Source organism: Roseibium sp. (genome assembly GCF_025698965.1).
GTDB lineage: Bacteria > Pseudomonadota > Alphaproteobacteria > Rhizobiales > Stappiaceae > Roseibium.
Genome location: NZ_JAILWL010000065.1, coordinates 1 through 18753 on the forward strand (window position 1 = coordinate 1; position 18753 = coordinate 18753).

At 55.6% G+C, this 18753-nt stretch carries 17 protein-coding genes; 12 read left to right on the forward strand and 5 right to left on the reverse strand.

The features are described from left to right. Positions 1-44 precede the first annotated feature (44 nt). Positions 45-500, forward strand: a complete 456-nt coding sequence (locus K5905_RS07545; protein ID WP_297582091.1) for an Lrp/AsnC ligand binding domain-containing protein — start codon at positions 45-47, stop codon at positions 498-500. Between the two features lie 80 nt (positions 501-580). On the opposite strand, the gene bfr is transcribed toward K5905_RS07545, so the two are convergent. Next, a complete protein-coding gene (gene bfr, locus K5905_RS07550) occupies positions 581-1066 on the reverse strand; it encodes a bacterioferritin (protein ID WP_297582093.1) in 486 nt (161 codons plus the stop codon). Positions 1067-1082: 16 nt separating this feature from the next. Continuing rightward, positions 1083-1325, reverse strand: a complete 243-nt coding sequence (locus tag K5905_RS07555) for a bacterioferritin-associated ferredoxin (RefSeq protein WP_297582095.1) — start codon at positions 1323-1325, stop codon at positions 1083-1085. Positions 1326-1481: 156 nt separating this feature from the next. Here K5905_RS07555 and K5905_RS07560 point away from each other — a divergent pair, with 156 nt between their 5' ends. The 3 genes from K5905_RS07560 (at position 1482) to K5905_RS07570 (ending at position 5970) form a co-directional block, all read left to right on the forward strand. Continuing rightward, the gene (locus K5905_RS07560) at positions 1482-2240 is read left to right on the forward strand and encodes an SDR family NAD(P)-dependent oxidoreductase (protein WP_297582097.1); all 759 of its coding nucleotides are present in this window, start codon (positions 1482-1484) and stop codon (positions 2238-2240) included. Positions 2241-2437: 197 nt separating this feature from the next. Next, on the forward strand, positions 2438-4873 hold the full coding sequence (locus tag K5905_RS07565; RefSeq protein WP_297582099.1) for a methyl-accepting chemotaxis protein: 2436 nt from the start codon (positions 2438-2440) through the stop codon (positions 4871-4873). A gap of 143 nt (positions 4874-5016) precedes the next feature. Then, the gene (locus K5905_RS07570; protein WP_297582102.1) at positions 5017-5970 is read left to right on the forward strand and encodes a class I SAM-dependent methyltransferase; all 954 of its coding nucleotides are present in this window, start codon (positions 5017-5019) and stop codon (positions 5968-5970) included. Positions 5971-6005: 35 nt separating this feature from the next. On the opposite strand, the gene K5905_RS07575 is transcribed toward K5905_RS07570, so the two are convergent. Genes K5905_RS07575 through K5905_RS07585 form a run of 3 tightly spaced genes read right to left on the reverse strand, consistent with a single transcriptional unit; the run spans position 6006 to position 10378 of the window. Further along, a complete protein-coding gene (locus K5905_RS07575; RefSeq protein WP_367186950.1) occupies positions 6006-6584 on the reverse strand; it encodes an efflux RND transporter permease subunit in 579 nt (192 codons plus the stop codon). After that, positions 6581-9175, reverse strand: coding sequence for an efflux RND transporter permease subunit (locus K5905_RS07580; RefSeq protein ID WP_297582104.1), 2595 nt, complete (start codon positions 9173-9175; stop codon positions 6581-6583). The genes K5905_RS07575 and K5905_RS07580 overlap by 4 nt, the downstream gene beginning before the upstream one ends. A 3-nt stretch (positions 9176-9178) precedes the next feature. Further along, on the reverse strand, positions 9179-10378 hold the full coding sequence (locus tag K5905_RS07585; protein ID WP_297582107.1) for an efflux RND transporter periplasmic adaptor subunit: 1200 nt from the start codon (positions 10376-10378) through the stop codon (positions 9179-9181). A gap of 153 nt (positions 10379-10531) precedes the next feature. Here K5905_RS07585 and K5905_RS07590 point away from each other — a divergent pair, with 153 nt between their 5' ends. The 8 genes from K5905_RS07590 to K5905_RS07625 all read left to right on the forward strand — a co-directional run. Beyond that, positions 10532-11146, forward strand: coding sequence for a TetR/AcrR family transcriptional regulator (locus K5905_RS07590; protein ID WP_297582110.1), 615 nt, complete (start codon positions 10532-10534; stop codon positions 11144-11146). A 121-nt stretch (positions 11147-11267) separates the two neighbouring features. Beyond that, positions 11268-12107 (forward strand): RNA methyltransferase, encoded by an 840-nt coding sequence (locus tag K5905_RS07595; protein WP_297582112.1) that lies wholly within the window; start codon positions 11268-11270, stop codon positions 12105-12107. A 4-nt stretch (positions 12108-12111) separates the two neighbouring features. Next, complete coding sequence (locus tag K5905_RS07600) at positions 12112-12969, forward strand: SDR family oxidoreductase (RefSeq protein WP_297582134.1); 858 nt, start codon at positions 12112-12114, stop codon at positions 12967-12969. A gap of 134 nt (positions 12970-13103) precedes the next feature. Beyond that, complete coding sequence (locus K5905_RS07605; protein ID WP_297582115.1) at positions 13104-14960, forward strand: adenylate/guanylate cyclase domain-containing protein; 1857 nt, start codon at positions 13104-13106, stop codon at positions 14958-14960. Positions 14961-15116: 156 nt separating this feature from the next. Then, positions 15117-15575 carry a YtoQ family protein gene (locus K5905_RS07610; RefSeq protein ID WP_297582119.1) on the forward strand — a complete coding sequence of 153 codons (459 nt, stop codon included), beginning with the start codon at positions 15117-15119 and terminating at the stop codon, positions 15573-15575. 277 nt (positions 15576-15852) lie between these two features. Beyond that, a complete protein-coding gene (locus tag K5905_RS07615) occupies positions 15853-16053 on the forward strand; it encodes a cold shock domain-containing protein (RefSeq protein ID WP_297582122.1) in 201 nt (66 codons plus the stop codon). Positions 16054-16116: 63 nt separating this feature from the next. After that, complete coding sequence (locus K5905_RS07620) at positions 16117-17430, forward strand: tetratricopeptide repeat protein (protein ID WP_297582125.1); 1314 nt, start codon at positions 16117-16119, stop codon at positions 17428-17430. A gap of 103 nt (positions 17431-17533) precedes the next feature. Beyond that, a partial coding sequence (locus K5905_RS07625) for a radical SAM protein (RefSeq protein WP_297582128.1) occupies positions 17534-18753 on the forward strand: 1220 nt, incomplete at its 3' end.

Genomic DNA, 18753 nt, shown 5'->3' on the forward strand with positions numbered 1-18753 from the left:
CGTGTATTTCTCATTCAAATAGGAGTTTTTAAAAGAAAATCACTATGCTTGACACAATCGACCGGCGTATTCTGAAGGTTCTTCAGGAGGATGGCCGCATAACCAACACCGACCTGTCCGAGCGGATCAGCCTTTCGGCCACGGCAACCGCCGAACGCATGAAGCGATTGGTGCGAGAAGGATATATCGAGCATTTCTCGGCCAGCCTCGACCCGAAGAAAGTCGAGCGAGGTCTGCTGGTCTTCGTGGAAATCCGTCTGGAACGCACCTCTCCGGAGATATTCGATGCCTTCAAGATCGCGGTTGAGCGCTCACCTGACGTGCTCGAGTGTCATATGGTGGCAGGCGGATTCGATTATTTGATGAAAAGCCGGGTGAAAGACATGGAAGCCTACCGGGCCTTTTTGTCGGATGTCGTCCTGGCGCTTCCCGGTGTGCGGGAAACCCATACTTATGCAGTCATGGAAGAAATCAAGGACACGCATATTCTGCCCGTCTGACAAGGGCATGCGGGCATCAAAAACAAAAACGGCTGCTCCATGGGAAGCAGCCGTAATCGGATATCGATCGAAAGAGGTGTCTACTCTGCCTGATCCGCCGATTTTGCGTGCAGCAGAGAATAATTGTCGATGCCGATCCGCTCAATCAACCCAAGCTGGGTTTCCAGGAAATCGATATGGCCTTCCTCGTCGCTGAGCAGTTGCTCAAACAGCGCCATGGAGACATAGTCGCCCAGCTCGCGGCAAACTTCACGAGCTTCATGATAAAGGGCGCGTGCCACATATTCTGCTGCCAGATCGCCTTCCAGGCACTCTTTTACCGACTGGCCGATACGCAGCGGGTCGAGGGTCTGAAGGTTCGGCAGGCCTTCCAGAAAGATGATACGATCCATCAGGTCCTGAGCATGCTGGCGTTCCTCGTCAGCTTCCTCCAGTTCCTTGTCTGCCAGTTTGCCGAAACCCCAATCAGCCAACAGGCGAGCATGGACCCAATACTGGTTCACCGCGGTCAGTTCATGACGCAGTGCCTTGTTCAAATACTCGATTACGCGCGGTTCGCCCTTCATCAGGCTCTCTCCTAAATTACCGGCTTGCCATACGTTTTTGCGGGGCGGGAGCCGGTTCGACGTCCTTACCTACTTCAGAGCCTTTTTCGTGAATGATGTCAATGACAGAAGGAAAACAACTTCCGCACCGTGGCCGGCATCCCAAATGGCGAAAAACAGCCCCGGGTGTCGGTACTTTCCCGTTCGGATCTGCACGCATTTCTTCTGCCGCTTCGCGAAGTTGCTTGTCAGACAGAACATTACAGGAGCATATGATCATACGAGGATCCGCACAGTGTCCGTACCTGAGGTCGGGCTTTTTTCAGTTTCCGCCCTCCAGCGGACATATTGGCATTTGTGGTTTTCTGCGCAATAACGAAACTTCACCACGAGAGTCAACTTTTTCCGATCTCTTGTAACACAGCAAGGAATGAAAATGAGCGGCAAGGCAACAACGGGTCATCGTCCCACACTCGTGCTGACGGGCGCCAGCCGCGGCATTGGCCATGCCACTGTTAAAAAATTCTCAGCTGAAGGCTGGCGGGTGATTTCGTGTTCACGCCAGGCATTTTCGGAGAAATGCCCTTGGCCAATGGGACCCGAAGACCATATTCAGGTCGACCTTTCAGACCCTGAAAACCTCGGCTTTGCCGTGCAGGAAATTCGCAAGCGGCTTGAAGAAAACGGCTGCCAACTCAGCGCGCTGGTCAATAATGCCGGTATCAGTCCGAAGGGTTCTGAAGGCCAGCGCCTCGATTCCCTGACGACGGCGATGCATGAGTGGAGGACCGTTTTTCAAGTGAATTTTTTCGCGCCCATCCTTTTGGGCCGCGGCCTTTTTGAGGAATTGAAGGCTGCAAAAGGGTCCGTCGTCAATGTAACATCCATTGCCGGGATGCGCGTACACCCCTTCGCCGGAACAGCCTATGCGACTTCCAAGGCCGCCCTTGCCTCCCTTACCCGGGAAATGGCCGCCGATTTCGGACCACACGGCATCCGGGTCAATGCTATCGCCCCAGGTGAAATCGACACGTCCATCCTTTCCCCAGGAACTGAAAAGATGATCTCGAACATTCCTCTACGTCGCCTTGGGCTACCAGAAGAAGTTGCCGATACGATTTTCTATCTCTGCTCCAGTAATTCCTCTTATGTGACTGGATCCGAAATTCATATTAATGGCGGCCAACACGTGTAAATTATGGCATTTTCCGGTATTTAATATTCCTTCGAAGAAAATTAAATACTAATCGGTATTGTTTATTGTAACTCTTGCGAGATTTACTTTTAAAATTTTCATATACTGAATAGTACAGCAATTTACCTAATCTTCATTGCCCATGCTCGATACTCAGAACTTGATAATGCAGTTCTGACGGCTGTGAGTGGGGAAAAATGAAACGAATTCTGAAGGTACTTGTCGACCTGAAGTTTGGCTTCAAGGTCGGCGGCGGCTTTTTTGCCGTGTTATTACTCACGGCAGTGGTGGGAGGTGTCGGATTTCTCGCGATCCAGAACCTTTCATCCAGCTTCGTGGTAGCCGATCACGCCGCGCAGGTTTCCGGCCAGGTGCAGGCAACTTCCTTGAAACGCGAGGATTTTCTGAACAATCCTTCGCCTGAATTGAGTGAAGCTGTTTTCCAGGACATCGCTGCCCTTGATGCATCCTTGCAGGAACTGACGCACGAAGTTGCCGGAGACCCGGCTTCGGAAGCACAGGTTGCTGGCGCCAAGGAAGCGGTCGCCGAGTTTGCGGCAACCTTCAATCAGGTCGTCGATCAGACAACGCAACAGGCAGATCGCCTGGCGACGCTTCAAAAGAGCACGACGGAACTTGAAGCCCTCGCCACAAGCATCACGGACGCCGTCCTGACCGAAGAAAAGCGTGTCAGTGCCGAAGCGTTCTCTGCCAATGGCAGACTGGACGACGCCAACGGGCTGCAACGTGCAGTCTTCGAACTGAAGGACGAAGTCGTCCAGGTTCAGCTTCTGTACCTTGAAGGCAGTGGCAACATTGAAGGCGAAGCCCTGACGACGTCCATCGACATCGCGCGGTCGCTGGTCTCCGATACCAAGCAAATGCGCTACAAACAGGTTGAGGGCATCCAGAAAAAGACTGTCAGCCAACTGGCCGGTCAGGCTAAAAAGCTGCTGACCGCGCTTGAGAACCTGACCAAGGATCTGGGCTTTTCCGAAGCCTATGAGGCCCGCCTTGCCGTCGGCACCGCCATTGAGAACATGGATGTTCTCACCAAGGACATTCTCGGTCAGGTGTTGCCGGTTGTGTCAAAGGCGAAGACGGATGCCTTGACTGCGTCGACCCGGCTGGCAACGGTACGGGCAATCGCCGACAAGGCAACGAGACTGAGCCAGTACTCGCTCGCAGCCCGGTCAGAAACGCTTTACCTCTTCGGATCCTTCGGTGCGGTAGACCAGGGTCCGGTCGAGGAGCAGATTGCAAATCTGGCCAAGCTGGAAAAAGATCTGGTCAAATACGCCAATGTCCTTCCCTCGGCTGCCGACGCCATTAACGCGATCCCGGTTTCCCTCGTATCGATGGACAGGTCTTTCAAGGAAATGCTGACCGCCGAAGCGGACCTTCTGGCGAAGAGGCAGCAGCTTGACAGTTTGACCAGAAAGGTCAGTGCGGACATCACAGCGATTTCCAATTCCCAATCCAAAGCAGCCAATTCGGCTGCCAGTGCCGCGGAGATGCAGATCGCCATCACAATCCTGCTGGCAATTCTTGGCGGCGTCGGTCTGGCCGTTGTCCTGAACCTGGCTATCACCAAACCGATCCGGACTATCACCAATGTCATGGACCGGTTGGCAAACGGCGACAATGAAGTCGACATTGCCGGCATTGATCGCGGTGATGAAATCGGTGACATGAGCCGCACGGTTCAGGTCTTCCGCGACAACGCGGTCGAACGCGCCGAGCTGCAGGCACAGAACGCCCGCGAGGAAGCGGCCCGTCACGAACGCCAGCAACGTGTCGACGATCTCATCAACAACTTCCGGGCAACTGCCGAAGAAGCCCTTGGGTCGGTCGAAACCACCGCCGTTGGCCTCGACAACACGGCTCAGGCCCTGACCGAAATCGCCCGAGACAGTGCCGGATACGCCAACGAGACACAGTCTTCCTCGAACGAGACGACCAACAATGTTCAGACCGTGGCAAGCGCCGCTGAAGAACTGGCGGCCTCGATCGGTGAGATCTCGCGTCAGGTTGCCCAGACCACGGAAATTGTGGACCGGGCAACAACCGGCACGCGGGTAACCAACGAAAAGGTCGAAGGTCTGGCGGAAGCTGCGACCAAGATCGGTGAAGTTGTCACGCTTATCCAGGCAATCGCCGAACAGACCAACCTGTTGGCCCTGAACGCCACGATCGAAGCGGCCCGCGCCGGCGAAGCCGGCAAAGGCTTCGCGGTTGTTGCCGCAGAGGTCAAGGAACTGGCGACCCAGACGTCCAAGGCAACTGAGGAAATCAGCTCCCAGATCACCGAAATCCAAAGCGCGACGAAAGAATCCGTCGTTGCGATCGGTGAAATCGCCGAGACGATGAACGAGGTCAATAGCTATACCACGGCAATTGCTTCAGCGGTCGAGCAGCAGGGAGCGGCCACGGCCGAAATCTCGCAGAACGTCCAGCGCGCTGCCGAAGGAACAGGTGCCGTATCCTCATCCATGACCGAGCTTTCGCAAGCAGTCGATCAGACTTCTTCGTCGGCGGATATGGTTCTGTCGGCTTCAGGTGAACTGACCGAGAAAACCGACCAGCTCAAGAACGAAGTCGAGCGCTTCCTGTCCGAGGTTGCTGCTGCCTGATCAACCTGGCACCAAAATGCAAAGGGCGGGAGCGTTCAACGCTCCCGCCTTTTTTGTTTGGCTGAACACTCTTCAAAACGTTGACCTGACCGCAACAGGCAACTAGAGCACTGTCAGCAATTCACAAAAAACGAGAGAGCAACGTGGCGGACCAGACCATCGCCCCCAGTTTCGCACCATACGGCAAGTCCCCAACCCAATCGTGGCCGGTCATCCTGGAAACGAAAGGCTGGAAAGACTATCGGCTGCTGGATATGGGCGAAGGCGAAAAGCTGGAGCGGTACGGCCGTTTCACGATTGTTCGGCCCGAGCCGCAAGCCATGGGCACCCGGCGGCAACCTGAAAGTGCCTGGAACCGGGCAAATGCTGTTTTTTCCGGCGATACGGAGGAAGAAGGTCCGGGCCGCTGGAAGTTTTCCGGCAACGTTCCCGAAACCTGGCCAATGGCCTATGGGCCCGTGCGCTATAACGGCCGTTTCATGTCCTTCCGTCATGTCGGTGTTTTTCCGGAACAGGCGGCTCATTGGGACTGGGTCAACGGAAAGGTCCGCGAAGAACTCGAACGGCAACCCGAGAAACCACTGAAAATCCTGAACCTGTTTGGATATACGGGGCTGGCGTCACTTCTGCCGGCTGCCGAAGGCGCTCAGGTAACCCACGTAGACGCGTCCAAGAAGGCTATCGGCTATGCGCGCGAAAACCAGGCGCTTTCCGGCCTGGACGATCTGCCGATCCGCTGGATCTGCGAGGATGCCTCAAAATTCGTCGCCCGCGAAGTGCGGCGCGGCAACAAGTATGACGGCATCATTCTGGACCCGCCCAAATACGGGCGCGGCCCAAAAGGTGAGGTCTGGGATCTTTACACCAGTCTGCCCGGCATGCTGGCCGACCTGCAGAAGCTTCTTGCAGACGATGCGCTGTTCATGATCCTGACAGCCTACGCAATCCGCTCCAGTTTCGTCTCGATTCACGAGCTGATGGCCGAAACACTTGCCAGCCAGGGCGGGTTGCTGGAATCCGGGGAATTGGTCATTCGCGAAGAGGACGGCAATCGTGCCCTCTCCACTTCACTCTTTTCCAGATGGAGCGGCCGCTAGGGCACATCCATTGAACACGCCCTAAGTCTCAAAACTCACTCTGCAGCCAGAGCCTGCTGGTAATTGTCGTTCGACCAGGTGTCTGCCTCAGCATCGTTTTTGTCCGTACCACGGCTCATCCCATCTTCACCTGAGGCCACTTTCCTGCGCGCATAAACGAGTGCGAACATCGGCGGAGCAAAGTAAAACGAGATAACGGTCGACAGCAGCACACCACCGGCAATGGACATGGCGAAAGGCGGCCAGAAGCCCCCGCCTTCGACGATCAAGGGCAAGAAACCACCAAAAGTGGTCAGGGTGGTGGAAACAATGTGTCTGCTGGAACTCATGACGACATCAACCATGGCATTCCGGTCCCCATTGGCCGCAGCTGTGTTCTGCTGCATTCCAGTCAGAATGATGATGGCAGCATTTATCGACACACCGATCGACCCGATAACGCCGATAATCGCATTGATGCCAAACGGATACTGAAAGACCGCGAGCGCCAGCAGGCTGAGACCTGCGGACAGGATCGCGACAACGAAGGTGACTGCGGTCAGCCTGAACGAATTGAAGGTCAGGACAACGGCTGCGATGGAAAGCGGTATGATTAGGCCAAGGGACCCGATCAGGTTGGTAAGCGTATCGGTGCGTCGGAATCGCCACCTGTTTCGATCCGATAGCCGTCGGGCATTGTGAAGCCTGCAGTCAGCATCTCAGCTTGAAGTTTCTTCAACGCCTCTTCCGGCAATACACCATATTGAACAAAGGCCTGCACGGTATTGGTCCGCTCACCATTTCGCCGGTTTACCTGACCTTCGGCCGGTTCCAGACGAATGTCGGCGATAGCAGACAACGGGACACCGTCATACCCGGCCGTTCCAGGAGTGCCCGAGGCCGGGAGCAGCGGCAAACTTGCAATCTGGCTCAGATCGGACCGGCCCGCCTCACCGACCCGAACCCGGACAGGCAGTTCCTCGGTGCCTTCGATCAGGCTGCCACCGGTCGCTCCTTCGAGTGTTGCTTCGAGCTGGCGTGCAACGTCGGCCAGTCCAAGTCCTACCAGGCGGGCTTTGTCTTCATTGACTTCAAATTCAAGCTTGGGTGCACCGCCGTCCAATGTGGTGCGGACAATCGTGACTTCCTCAATTTTCGTTGCCAGCTGCCGCAGGGCGTCACCGCGCTTTCGAAGAATATCCAGAGACGGCCCGACGAGACGCAGTTCGACAGGCGCGTCGACCGGCGGACCTTGCACCAGGTCGCGCACGAGGATGCGGGCTGCCGGAAAACTTCTGGACAAGTCTTCCTGCAGTTCCGGAACCAGTTTCGCCGTCACTTGCGGCGATGAGGTTTTGACAAGTGCCTGAGCAAAGGCAGGGGCGCGGTCGCGGCTGCCGACAATATTGTAGTAAAACGCCGGTGCGCTTTTGCCGACGACCCAGGATACCTGTTCAATGCCATCAAAATCCGCAAGGAAAGCGTCAATGGTCCGGGCGGTTTCAGCCGTTCCGGCAATCGCCGTTCCATCCGCCATTTCCACTTCGATGTGAAACTGGTTGCGGTCGACACCCGGGAAGAACTGCGCGGTCAAAGTCGGCATGCTGAGAAAGCCGATGACCGGCAAAACCAGCGAGAGAGCGACCGAACTCGCAGGGTTGCGTATGGCCAGATTGAGGGAGAACCGAAATGGTGTGGCCATCAGAGATGTCAGATGGAACCTTGCCGGTTTTTTCCCCTCCTTCTTCAAGGGCAACACCCACCCGGCAACGGCCGCGGTTAAAGTGACGGCGACCACGAACGACCACAACAGCATGATGATCACCGCAATCGCGATCGCCCCGACAAAGTCACCGGGCGGTCCCGGCAACAACACCATCGGCATGAAAGACAGGGCGGTGGTCACGGTTGAGGCCAGAAGCGGGGCGAACAGCCGCCTGACCGCCTTGCCGACCGCCGCTTTCCGCGTGAGACCAGTGTCCAGGGCCTGACCGATTTCATCCGTCATCACAATGCCGGCGTCAACCAGCAGCCCGAGAGCCACGATCAGGCCGGTCAGCGACATCTGATGCAAAGGCAACCCGATCATGTTCATGGTTGCAAAGGAGGCAAGTGTGACGACCGGCAGAACAGTGGCAACAATCACCGCCGAGCGCAGCCCCATGGTTACAAGCAGTACGATCACCACGAGGGTCATGCCGATGGCGATGTTTACACCGACGTTGGACAAGCGTTCGACAGTGTAGATGCTCTGGTCGAACACGAGCTGATGCTCGATCGAATACGGCATGTCCGCCTCGAAAGCCGCAATGCGATCTCGCACCCGTGCCATCCAGGTGTCGACCTGCAGACCATCGGCAATCTTTGCAGCCACGAGAACAGCGGGACGACCGTTTGAATAGGTCAGCTCTTCCACCGGCTCCTGCTTGCCCTTTGTCACACGCGCCACATCCCCGACGCGGGTCACGATGCCTGTATTGCTGATGGAAACAGGAATGCGCCTGATCCGGTCCAATGCATCAATTTCACCTTCGACCTCGATCAGAAATTCACGATCAGGACTGCGAAGCTGGCCTGCGCGAACCTTGGCATCGGCGTTCTGGATGGCGGAGGAAACCTGATCGACAGTGAGCGACAGCGACGTCAAGGTCGCCGGATCGATACGAACGAGGATTTCTTCTTCAATCTCGCCGAAGATTTCAGTCGATTTCGTTCCGGGAACATTCCTCAGGACATCCGACAGAGCCTCAGCGTATCGCAGAAGAACAGCATCGGATACGCCATCGTGCTTTGGAACAAGTGCGCTGATCGAAGCAAACGCACCGGCACCTTCGGTGCTGAATTCAGGTTCAACGACGCCTGGCGGAAATTCCCGGGTCGCGTCGCTGATCTTGTCGCGGATTTCCGACCAGGCCTGCTCAATCACCTGCTCGTCCAAAGTGTCCAGAAGTTCAATCCGAATGATCGAAATCGAAGACCCGGAAGTGGATTCGATCACGTCAATCTCTTCCACTTCCCTCAGTTCTTCCTCAATCTTTTCCGTGACCAGAGCCTCGACCCTTGCAGGATCGGCCCCCGGATAGACGGTCGTCACCGTGGCGAACAGATTTGTAATGGTTGGGTCTTCCTGCCGTCCGATGCCCAAGAGGGCCGACATGCCGGCCGCAAGAATCACCAGTGTGGTCAGGGCAACAAGGCGAGGCTGTCTGAAGAAAAGCGTCTCCATGACCTAAACTCCACTCTCGGCCGGACTGACCAACTGGCCAAGCACGACGCGGTGAACGCCGTCTGCGACGATCCTTGTTTCTCCGGTTATGGTTCCGCGAACAAAGGACCTGCCTGCACTGGTGTGGAGAACTTCAACGGCTTCACGGGCCACCTGAAACGCCGCGCCCCTTTCGCCCTCTCCCGCTTCAACGACGGCAAGCACGGTCCACAGCCCCCGGGGTCCCTCTTTCAAAGCGGATGTCGGCACCCAGAAACCTTCCTCTTCGACATGTTCTGGAAGAGACAACTCGGCAAGCCGCCCGAACAGGGGCGCGTTGTCCGGCGCTTCCAGCTGAAACAGAGCTTCAATCGTCCGTGTGCGGGTTTGCAGATCCGGTCGCATCGCAGTCAATCGAGCTGGAAAAATCTGACCTGAAATCTCAATCTCGAACGTTTCAGTTCGCAAGATCTGATCGGCAACTTCGGGCGCAAGACCTATCCGCACGGTCGGCTTGGCGGTTTCAAGCAACTTGAGCACCGGCAGTCCCGAAGAAACCGTGGCACCTTCGTCGAGCAAGCGTTCACCGGCAATGCCGTCGAAGGGAGCCTTCAGCACGGATTTATCGAGACTGATGTCAATGGATTCGATAGTGGCATCGATTTGGACCAGTGTCGCGTCCAGCCGGCTAAGCGTCAATCTGGCCTGATCCAGTACTTGTTCACTGACATGACCGCTTTCCTTCAGCTTCTTCTGACGATCAAGCGTGAGTGCTGCCAATTCCCGGTCACTTTCCGTGGCTCGGCGGTTGGCGAGTTGCCGGCGGCGCTCAGCCTCCAGGGTTCTTGTGTCCAGAACCGCGATGACTTCACCTTTTTGAACGGTTCCGCCTTCATCGATCCTGATATCCCGGATTGTTCCAGAGAGCTCGAAACCGAGGTCGGTCTGCCGCGCCGGTTCCAATCGACCGACAAAGCTGCGCCTTACTTCGTAGCCCGTCTGGAAAACCGGTCTCATGATGTTCACTTGAACCGCCGGTGTTGCCGCAACTTCAGGCTTTTCTTCCGCGCGCATCTGAATGGTGGTCACGCCGATCATGACGGCGGCGGCGGCAAGTCCGACATTCACAGAGAATGTGGTCAGACTGACGCCCCACCTACCAAGCCGCCTTGCGAAATTGCGGCCTGCACTCTCTTTCTCTCTATCCAACCGGTCATCCGACATCTCCACAACCTCTTCCTCTTGCCCGGCGTTCTCCGCTTTCGAATTCTGGTCAATCCGATGTAAACGGCTTTAACTATGTTATCGTTGTTAACATATGTTAGAAGAATTAACTTCTACAAGAGACTCACGCCAAAAAATTTGGAGCCGCCGCGAATGGCTAAGGGCAAAATTCAGAAGAAAAGCGGATATCACCACGGAAATCTGCGCGGTCAGCTCGTCAATGCAGCGGGCCGCCTGATCGAACAAAACGGCCCTGACGGATTTTCCATGTCCGATGCCTGCCGGCTTGCGGGCGTCAGCACAGCCGCTCCATATCGACACTTTTCATCAAAGCAGGACCTCCTGACCGAGGTTGCCATGGACGGGCTCCGTCGGCTGGGGGAAGACATGGAAAGGCAGGCTTCGGGTCATCCGCGCGGCACGGTTCAATCCATCGCGGCCATCGGCCGGGCCTATGTGGGCTTCGCAATCCGCGAGCCTCATACATTCAGGCTGATGTTCAGCACGAAAGAGCATGCGGGCCGTATCGACGAACTCAAGGCCGTCGGCCGCGGCAGCTACGGTGTCCTGCTGCGCGAGGTTGCAGGATATCTTGGTGAACCGGAAATCAACGAGACGGTCCTGCGCTGGTCGTTTCCGCTCTGGACGCAGGTCCACGGCCTGTCGTTCCTGTCGATTGACGGCAAACTGGAAGTGACCGATTTTCCGGTCGACATCAACGAGTCGATTTACATCGCAACGGAACGGCTGTTACCCGCGATGGAATAAGTCTGCCGCCTTTGAATATCCCCTGCTCCAAAAAACTTGACCAGACACAGGGCAACGCCTAATCCAGCGCTATCAAGAACCCGTCCCTGTTCAGCTCCTGAGCGAGCTTCCGGAGCAAAGCATGGCCCATTCCGGCAAACCCCAACGCATCGGTGCGGTGAAACAGATCACCAGCCACTCAAACCCGATTGTCAAGGAAATCAAGGGTCTGATTGCCCAGCGCAAGCACCGCAGTCAGTCCGGCCTGTTCGTGGCGGAAGGATTGAAGCTGGCAACGGATGCCATGGCGGCCGACTGGGGCGTTCGTTACCTGGCCCTCGGTCCGGAGGCCCGCGACAATCCGATCGCGCAAAAAGCAGCTGCAACGGCGAAGGCCAGGGGCGCACTGATCCTGGAAGTGTCGAATGCCGTCATGTCCGCCATGACCCGCAAGGACAATCCGCAGATGGTCGTTGGCGTTTATGAACAGAAAACCCTGTCAGCCAGGGAGATTGACCCGAGAGGCGGCACCGTTTGGGTCGCTCTTGACCGGGTCCGCGATCCGGGCAATCTCGGAACCATCATCCGCACGGTGGACGCAGTTGGTGGATCGGGCGTCATGCTGGTGGGAGACTGCACGGATCCGTTTGCGGTCGAAGCTGTTCGCGCCACGATGGGATCTCTTTTCCATGTACCGCTGGCCAAGATGAGCAAGGACGATTTCAAGGATCTCGCCGGCAAATGGCCGGGAACTGTCGCTGCAACACACCTGAAGGGTTCGGTCGACTATCGGACACCGGACTATCAGGAACCCGCGCTGCTGGTCATGGGCAACGAACAAAAGGGACTGGAAGACGACATGGCGGATGCCTGTTCCACACTGATCCGCATTCCCCAGACCGGCCAGGCCGACAGCCTCAATCTTGCAGTCGCCACCGGAATTGCCCTTTACGAAATCCGCCGCAATCTTCTGGAGCTTTGATTTGATGCGTCTGTTTGTGTTCGGTGTCGGTTTCTCGTCAAAAGCCTTTATCCAGGAAGTCCGCGAGCGGTTTGACTGGATCGGAGGAACGACCCGCTCTGAGGAAAAGGCAGCTGTTCTTGAGGCGTTGGGAGTGGAACCGTTTCTCTTTGATGGCAAGAACAAGGGCAATGGCATTTCAGAAGCGCTCAAGTCCGCAACGCATGTACTTATTTCCATCGGCCCCAACGAACATGGTGACCCGGTTCTGAACCATCACCGAGAGGATATTGCCGCAGACAGGCCAGATTGGGTCGGCTATCTTTCAACGGTCGGGGTTTACGGCAATCATGACGGCGAATGGGTGAACGAGGATACGCCCTGCAAACCGGTTTCAAAACGCTCGATACAACGCGTCGCCGCGGAAGAAGACTGGCTGAACTTCGCTGCGGTCAACAATTTGCCGGTCCAGATTTTCCGTCTTTCCGGCATATACGGTCCCGGTCGCAATGCTTTTGAAAATTTCAGGAAAGGCAAGGCCCGTCGTCTCGTCAAACCAGGTCAGGTCTTCAATCGGATACATGTGGCCGATATCGCAGCAGCGCTCGGCACCGCCATGTCCCACCCCTCGACCCGCGTTTTCAACGTAACCGACGATGAGCCGGCACCACCACAGGATGTCGTTGCCTATGCCGCTGAATTGCTGGGTATTGATCCGCCCCCCGAAATTCCGTTTGAAACAGCGGATCTGACACCGATGGCACGCTCGTTTTATGGAGAAAACAAACGGGTATCCAACCAGCGCATAAAAGAAGAACTGAAATTCGCGTTCCGGTATCCCAACTACCGGATCGCGCTTACGGACTTGCTTGATAAAAGTTAGGTAGAAATCGATCGATCTTCCACGGTTTCCGTGATGACCATCACAGACATAGAACTCCGAGTCATTGTTAATTTTAACTAATGCTTTCACACCGTGTTCCCGGTACAAGAGTTTCATGCCTTCAATGAGCTCGAGTGGAACATCCTGTTTCGCAAGGCTTTCTGTCTGATAATCGGTTCGACAATATGCGCATTGCCTGGAAAATATTCGGCACTTCTCTCATCGTATTTGCTGTCATGACTGCGGCAGCGGCATTCTCAATTTACAAGATCTTCGAGATCAACAAGGAACTTCACCTGATCTCGTCCGTCTTTTCCCCTCTCCGGAACGAGATTGCCCAGATAGAGGTTGTTGCACTCCAGGAGGAACTTGAACTGGAGAGGGTCGAAAAGCTGGAAGCGGAGCTGAGGGCGGATCGACTTGAGTCCCTGAGCTACGGCAAGACCGATGAAGAAATCGATGCTGCCGTCCAGGCTTCTCCAGCGCTTGTTGCTCGGATCCAACATCTGGAAGAACGGCTTGAATCCGACCTCAAGATCTTTGAAGAACATGCCCGTAAAGTGGACACTCTGCTGAAATCGGCAGAAGCCCGGGTCAAGGCCGCACAGGATCAATCGTCCACGCTTCAGGACAAGCTTGAGCTTGCGGCCCTGTTGCCCACGCTTGTCGGCATTGAATCCCAGCACAGCAACTTTCACAGCCACGCTCTCAACCTTGCTGGATCGACCGACATTTCGCCGGCGACACGCGAAAAACTTGAAGAACAATTGGAAAGCGAAGAGCAGAAACTGACCGATCGTCTTGATCAGCTCCGTACACATGTGAGTGCGTTCACCGATCAGTCGATTGCGACCGCTGCTTTGCACGAACAACAAGCGCTTTATGCCAGCATCGCGGCAACAACGGCAGCCGGCATCCTTGCCCTTATACTGTCGTCGCTTGTGATTGCCGGGATCCTGCGTCCGATGCGCGCCCTGTCTTCAAGTGCCAGAAGGGTTGAGCAAGGCGACTTCGAGATCACACTGCAACCGCGCTCCCGCGATGAAATCGGTTCCTTGACAATCAGCTTCAACAAGATGGTCGACGGTCTGAAGTCGACCCAGAAGATCAAGGACACATTCGGGCAATACCTGGACCCAAGGGTCGTGTCCGGTCTGATCGCGGATCACTCGGATGCGACGGCGGGCGAGAAGAAGGTGGTGTCGGCCTACTTCTCCGACCTTGCGGATTTCACGACGATATCGGAACAGTTCACTCCCGGTGGCCTTGTACGCGTTTTGAACCGCTACCTCGATCTGATGTCATCCCAGATCACAGACCGGCATGGCGTCATCGACAAATATATCGGCGATGCCATCATGGCCTTTTGGGCACAGCCTTTCTGTGAAGATGGAAACCAGGCGACACTCGCTGTTGAAAGCGCGCTGTCGAACATTGAGTTGATGCGGCAATTCCAGGAAGAACTGCCGGAACTGACCGGGCTTCAAAAGAACCTTCCACGTTTGCAGCAGCGCATTGGAATTGCCACCGGTGAAGCGGTGATCGGCTCAATCGGTTCGGAAAAGACAAAGAATTATACGGTGATGGGTGACACTGTGAACCTGGGCGCCCGCCTGGAGGGAGCCAACAAGATTTATGGAACCCAACTGCTGGTTTGCCAGAGAACGCGGGACACCGCGACCGGTGTCGAGTTCAGGGCTATCGACAAGATCCAGGTCAAAGGCAAAACGCAGGCCACCAGCGTCTACACTCCGCTGGCCCGCGCACCGGAAATGACTGAGGATTTGCGTATCCTGCAGGCCAGTTCCGAAAATGCTCTACATGCCTTTTCAGAGGCCGATTGGGACAGTGCCCGGAAAATGTTCACGGAAATCCTGGCGATCTTCCCCGAGGACCAGATTGCAAAGGTGTTTCTGAACAGATTGCAACTCATCGCAAGAGAAGGAGTACCAGAGGGCTGGGACGGTGTCTGGCACCTGAATTCGAAATAGCGGCAGCGTCTTCGATTAGGCTTCCTGAGAAGATTCTGTTTTTCCGCAAACCGCCTGTTTCAGGTCTTGACGACACGGTGTTCACCCCCCAGCCTTGCAACCAGACAGGCAAACGAATTTGCCTCACAAAGCACAGATCTTTTATGGGTGGAGAACATGAGCAACTGGACCGTCTATTTATCCGGTGAAATTCACACAGACTGGCGCGATAGGATCATGGAGGGAACAAAGGCACTGAACCTCCCGGTCGAGTTTTCCGCTCCTGTGACTGATCACGACGCCAGCGACGATTGTGGCGCGACCATTCTTGGTGGAGAGGACAAGAAGTTCTGGTACGATCACAAGGGTGCAAAGGTAAACGCGATCCGCACACGGACACTTATTGAAAAAGCCGATATTGTCGTGGTTCGTTTCGGTGACAAGTACAAGCAGTGGAACGCCGCCTTTGATGCCGGATACGCCTCTGCACTTGGAAAATCCCTGATCGTTGTGCACGATCCTTCGCTGACCCATCCGCTGAAGGAGGTCGACGCGGCGGCGCTTGCAGTCGCTGAAACCTCCGAGCAGGTGGTTGAGATCCTGAAGTATGCCATTTTGGGGCAGCTTGAGCGATAGCCCCCTCTCCCTGACCTTGACATTAACAAATCACTAACCATGTTATGGCAAGCTAGGGAAATGCCTGAGCATATAAGCTAGGCATCCAGCCTCCTCCAAAACGGAGCGTGCACTTTCATGCCGCGGTCAATGTCGACTGCGGTCGCGCTCGTTTGTTCAGGCGTGGAGGCTGGCAAGTACTTTAGTAATATCACGAAAACTGTCATCAAGACGTCGAAAACACCGGCTATTTCTGCCGCCCGTATGCCTTGATGCGTAAAATTGGAAAGTAAGATCCATGCAACATGGAAACGTAAAATGGTTTGATCCGGGCCGAGGTATCGGCAGAATTGAACCCGAAGACGGAGACGATATTCCCGTCCATATCGCGGCCCTGCACCGGTCCGGCATCGACACCTTGAGAGAAGGCCAGCTTGTGGCATTTGATCTTGAATGGCGCCGCGGGCAGATGGTGGCTGAAGACCTGAAAGTCCTGTAAGGTCACTTGCAGGTCTTTCCGGAAACAAGGGCGGTTGACCGCCCTTTTTTATTGAGGTGAGCCATGCAGATCGACGCAAGGTTGCAGGAAGGAATTGCGGCACACCGGAATGGTAATCTGGAAGCCGCGCAGGATGCTTATCTCGACGTCCTTAAAGCAGACCCGGACCACGCGGACGGACTGCACTTTCTGGGACTACTGCATTTCGATGCGGGCCATGCCGACAATGCGATCGCCCTGATACGAAAGTCGCTGGAACAAAACTCTGCAAACGCGTCCGCGCTCAACAATCTTGGTAATATTCTGAAAATCTCCGGTCAGCCAAGCGATGCCCTGCAAGCTTATGCGAAAGCTGTCGAGCTGGAACCACGCCACGAAGAAGCGTGGAGCAACATCAACGTGCTGTTGCGGGCCGCGACACATAATGACGACCTCCTGCCGATCCTGACGGAAATTGTTCGCCTGGATCCGGACAATCCCGAAGCCTGGCACAATTACGGCCTTTCCCTGATGCTGGCTGGACACAAGGATGAGGCAGCTGACGCCCTCGAAAGGTGTCTGGCTTTCGGTACGGAGGTTTATGCCGACCCGGTCTGGCATGCACGCGTGCTTTGCGCCCTTGGGAGGCAGGAGCGCGCACTTGAACATCTGGAAAAGATTGTCGAAGCCGATCCGGAAAACGAAGTTGCGCGCTACCAGCTTGCGGCAGTGCGCGGCGACGAACTCGATCATGCTCCGGAAGACTATGTCAAAAGTCATTTCGACAAGTTCTCCGCAACCTTCGATGATGTGCTGAAAGGGCTGGGATATCGGGCTCCGGAGCTGGTCGCCGAAGAGGTCGGGACGCTGGCCGCAAACACAAATGAGCGGTTTGAAGACGTTGTTGATCTGGGATGCGGTACCGGCCTGTGCGGTCCGCTCATTCGCGATCACTGCGGCAAGCTGACCGGCATTGATCTGTCACCCGGCATGCTGAAAAAGGCTGCGGCCCTGAAAGCGTATGATTTCCTCGTTGAAGGGGAGCTGGTTGCATTTCTTGAGTCTGACTTGCCGACACGATTTGATCTGGCTGTCTGCGTCGATACGCTTTGTTATCTGGGAAATCTGCAGCCCTTCATGACCGCACTTCATAAAGCAATGAAACCGGGGGCGGTTCTGATTGCCAGCGTCGAACATCTGTCCGGCCCGTCCACGGAAGATTTTCGTGTCGATTCAACAGGACGTTATGCACACACGCCGTCATATCTTCGCCGTTGTGCGGAGGCAGCCTCGCTGTCTTATGTCAAGGACAAGACGGTGACACTGCGTCATGAGCTTGGCAAGGAAGTTCACGGCCTGATTTTTTATGTTCAAAAACCGCGCGTCAGCAACGTGTGAAAACATATCGGAGCAGGTTCCAGACAATGGGCTGTTGTGCCTTGGCGTAATCTTGCTACGGTAGCGCCGCTTTGAGCAGTTAAGCCGGGTGGAGGGAGACTGCATGTCGGAATGCAATGTTTTATTGGTTTATCCGCGATTTAACTCTGGTTCTTTTTGGAATTACAGCGCCACTTGCGATCTGGTCGGCGCAAAATATCCCGCCCCTCCTCTCGGCCTGATTACGGTGGCCGCCATGCTGCCGGACAACTGGAGCGTCAGACTGATCGACCGGAATACCGGTTCACTGTCCGACGAAGATCTTGCCTGGGCGGACATGATCATGACCGGTGGAATGCTGCCGCAGCAGTCGGATTGCCTGGCAATGATCAAAAGGGCGCAGGAAAAGGGGATCCCCGTAGTGGTCGGCGGTCCTGACGCGACCTCATCACCGGAAGTCTATGAAATAGCCGACTTCCTCGTCCTCGGTGAGGCAGAAGGTATTCTGGAAACCTTCATTGCAGCCTGGAACGATGGCGTTCGAAATGGGCGGTTCGTTGCAGAAAAATTCAAGGCTGACGTGACCTCCAGCCCGATCCCCCGTTTCGACCTCCTCAAGTTCAAAGATTATGTGCAGATCGGTGTTCAATATTCACGTGGGTGCCCGTTTACCTGTGAATTCTGTGACATTATCGAGCTTTATGGACGGGTCCCGCGGACAAAGACCAATGACCAGATCCTGGCCGAACTCGACCGGCTCTATGAGCTCGGCTATCGAGGCCATGTCGATTTCGTTGACGATAACCTGATCGGCAACAAGCGAGCGGTGAAAGGGTTCCTGCCTGAACTTGCAGCCTGGCAGAAGAAGCGGAAATACCCCTTCGAAATGTCAACGGAAGCTTCTCTCAATCTGGCTGATGACGAAGCCCTGTTGAAGATGATGCAGGATGCCGGCTACTTCTCCGTTTTCATTGGAATTGAAAGTCCGGATCCGGATGTTCTTGTCGCCACGCGCAAGAAGCAGAACACCCGGCGCGACATCGCTGAAAGCGTTCACAAGATTTACGATGCCGGGATCTTCGTGCTGGCGGGCTTCATTGTGGGCTTCGATGAGGAAGGCGACAAGGTTGCCGAGGGAATATCGACCTTGATCGAAGACGCCGCCATTCCCGTTGCAATGACCGGACTGCTTTATGCGCTGCCCAACACGCAACTGACCCGGCGCCTGGCCAAGGAAGGCCGGCTGCATGCCGATTTTGCAAGCGACGATCCGGAAACCGTGCATGGTGACCAATGTACGGCTGGACTGAACTTCACGACGGCTCGCCCGCGAGAGCAGATCCT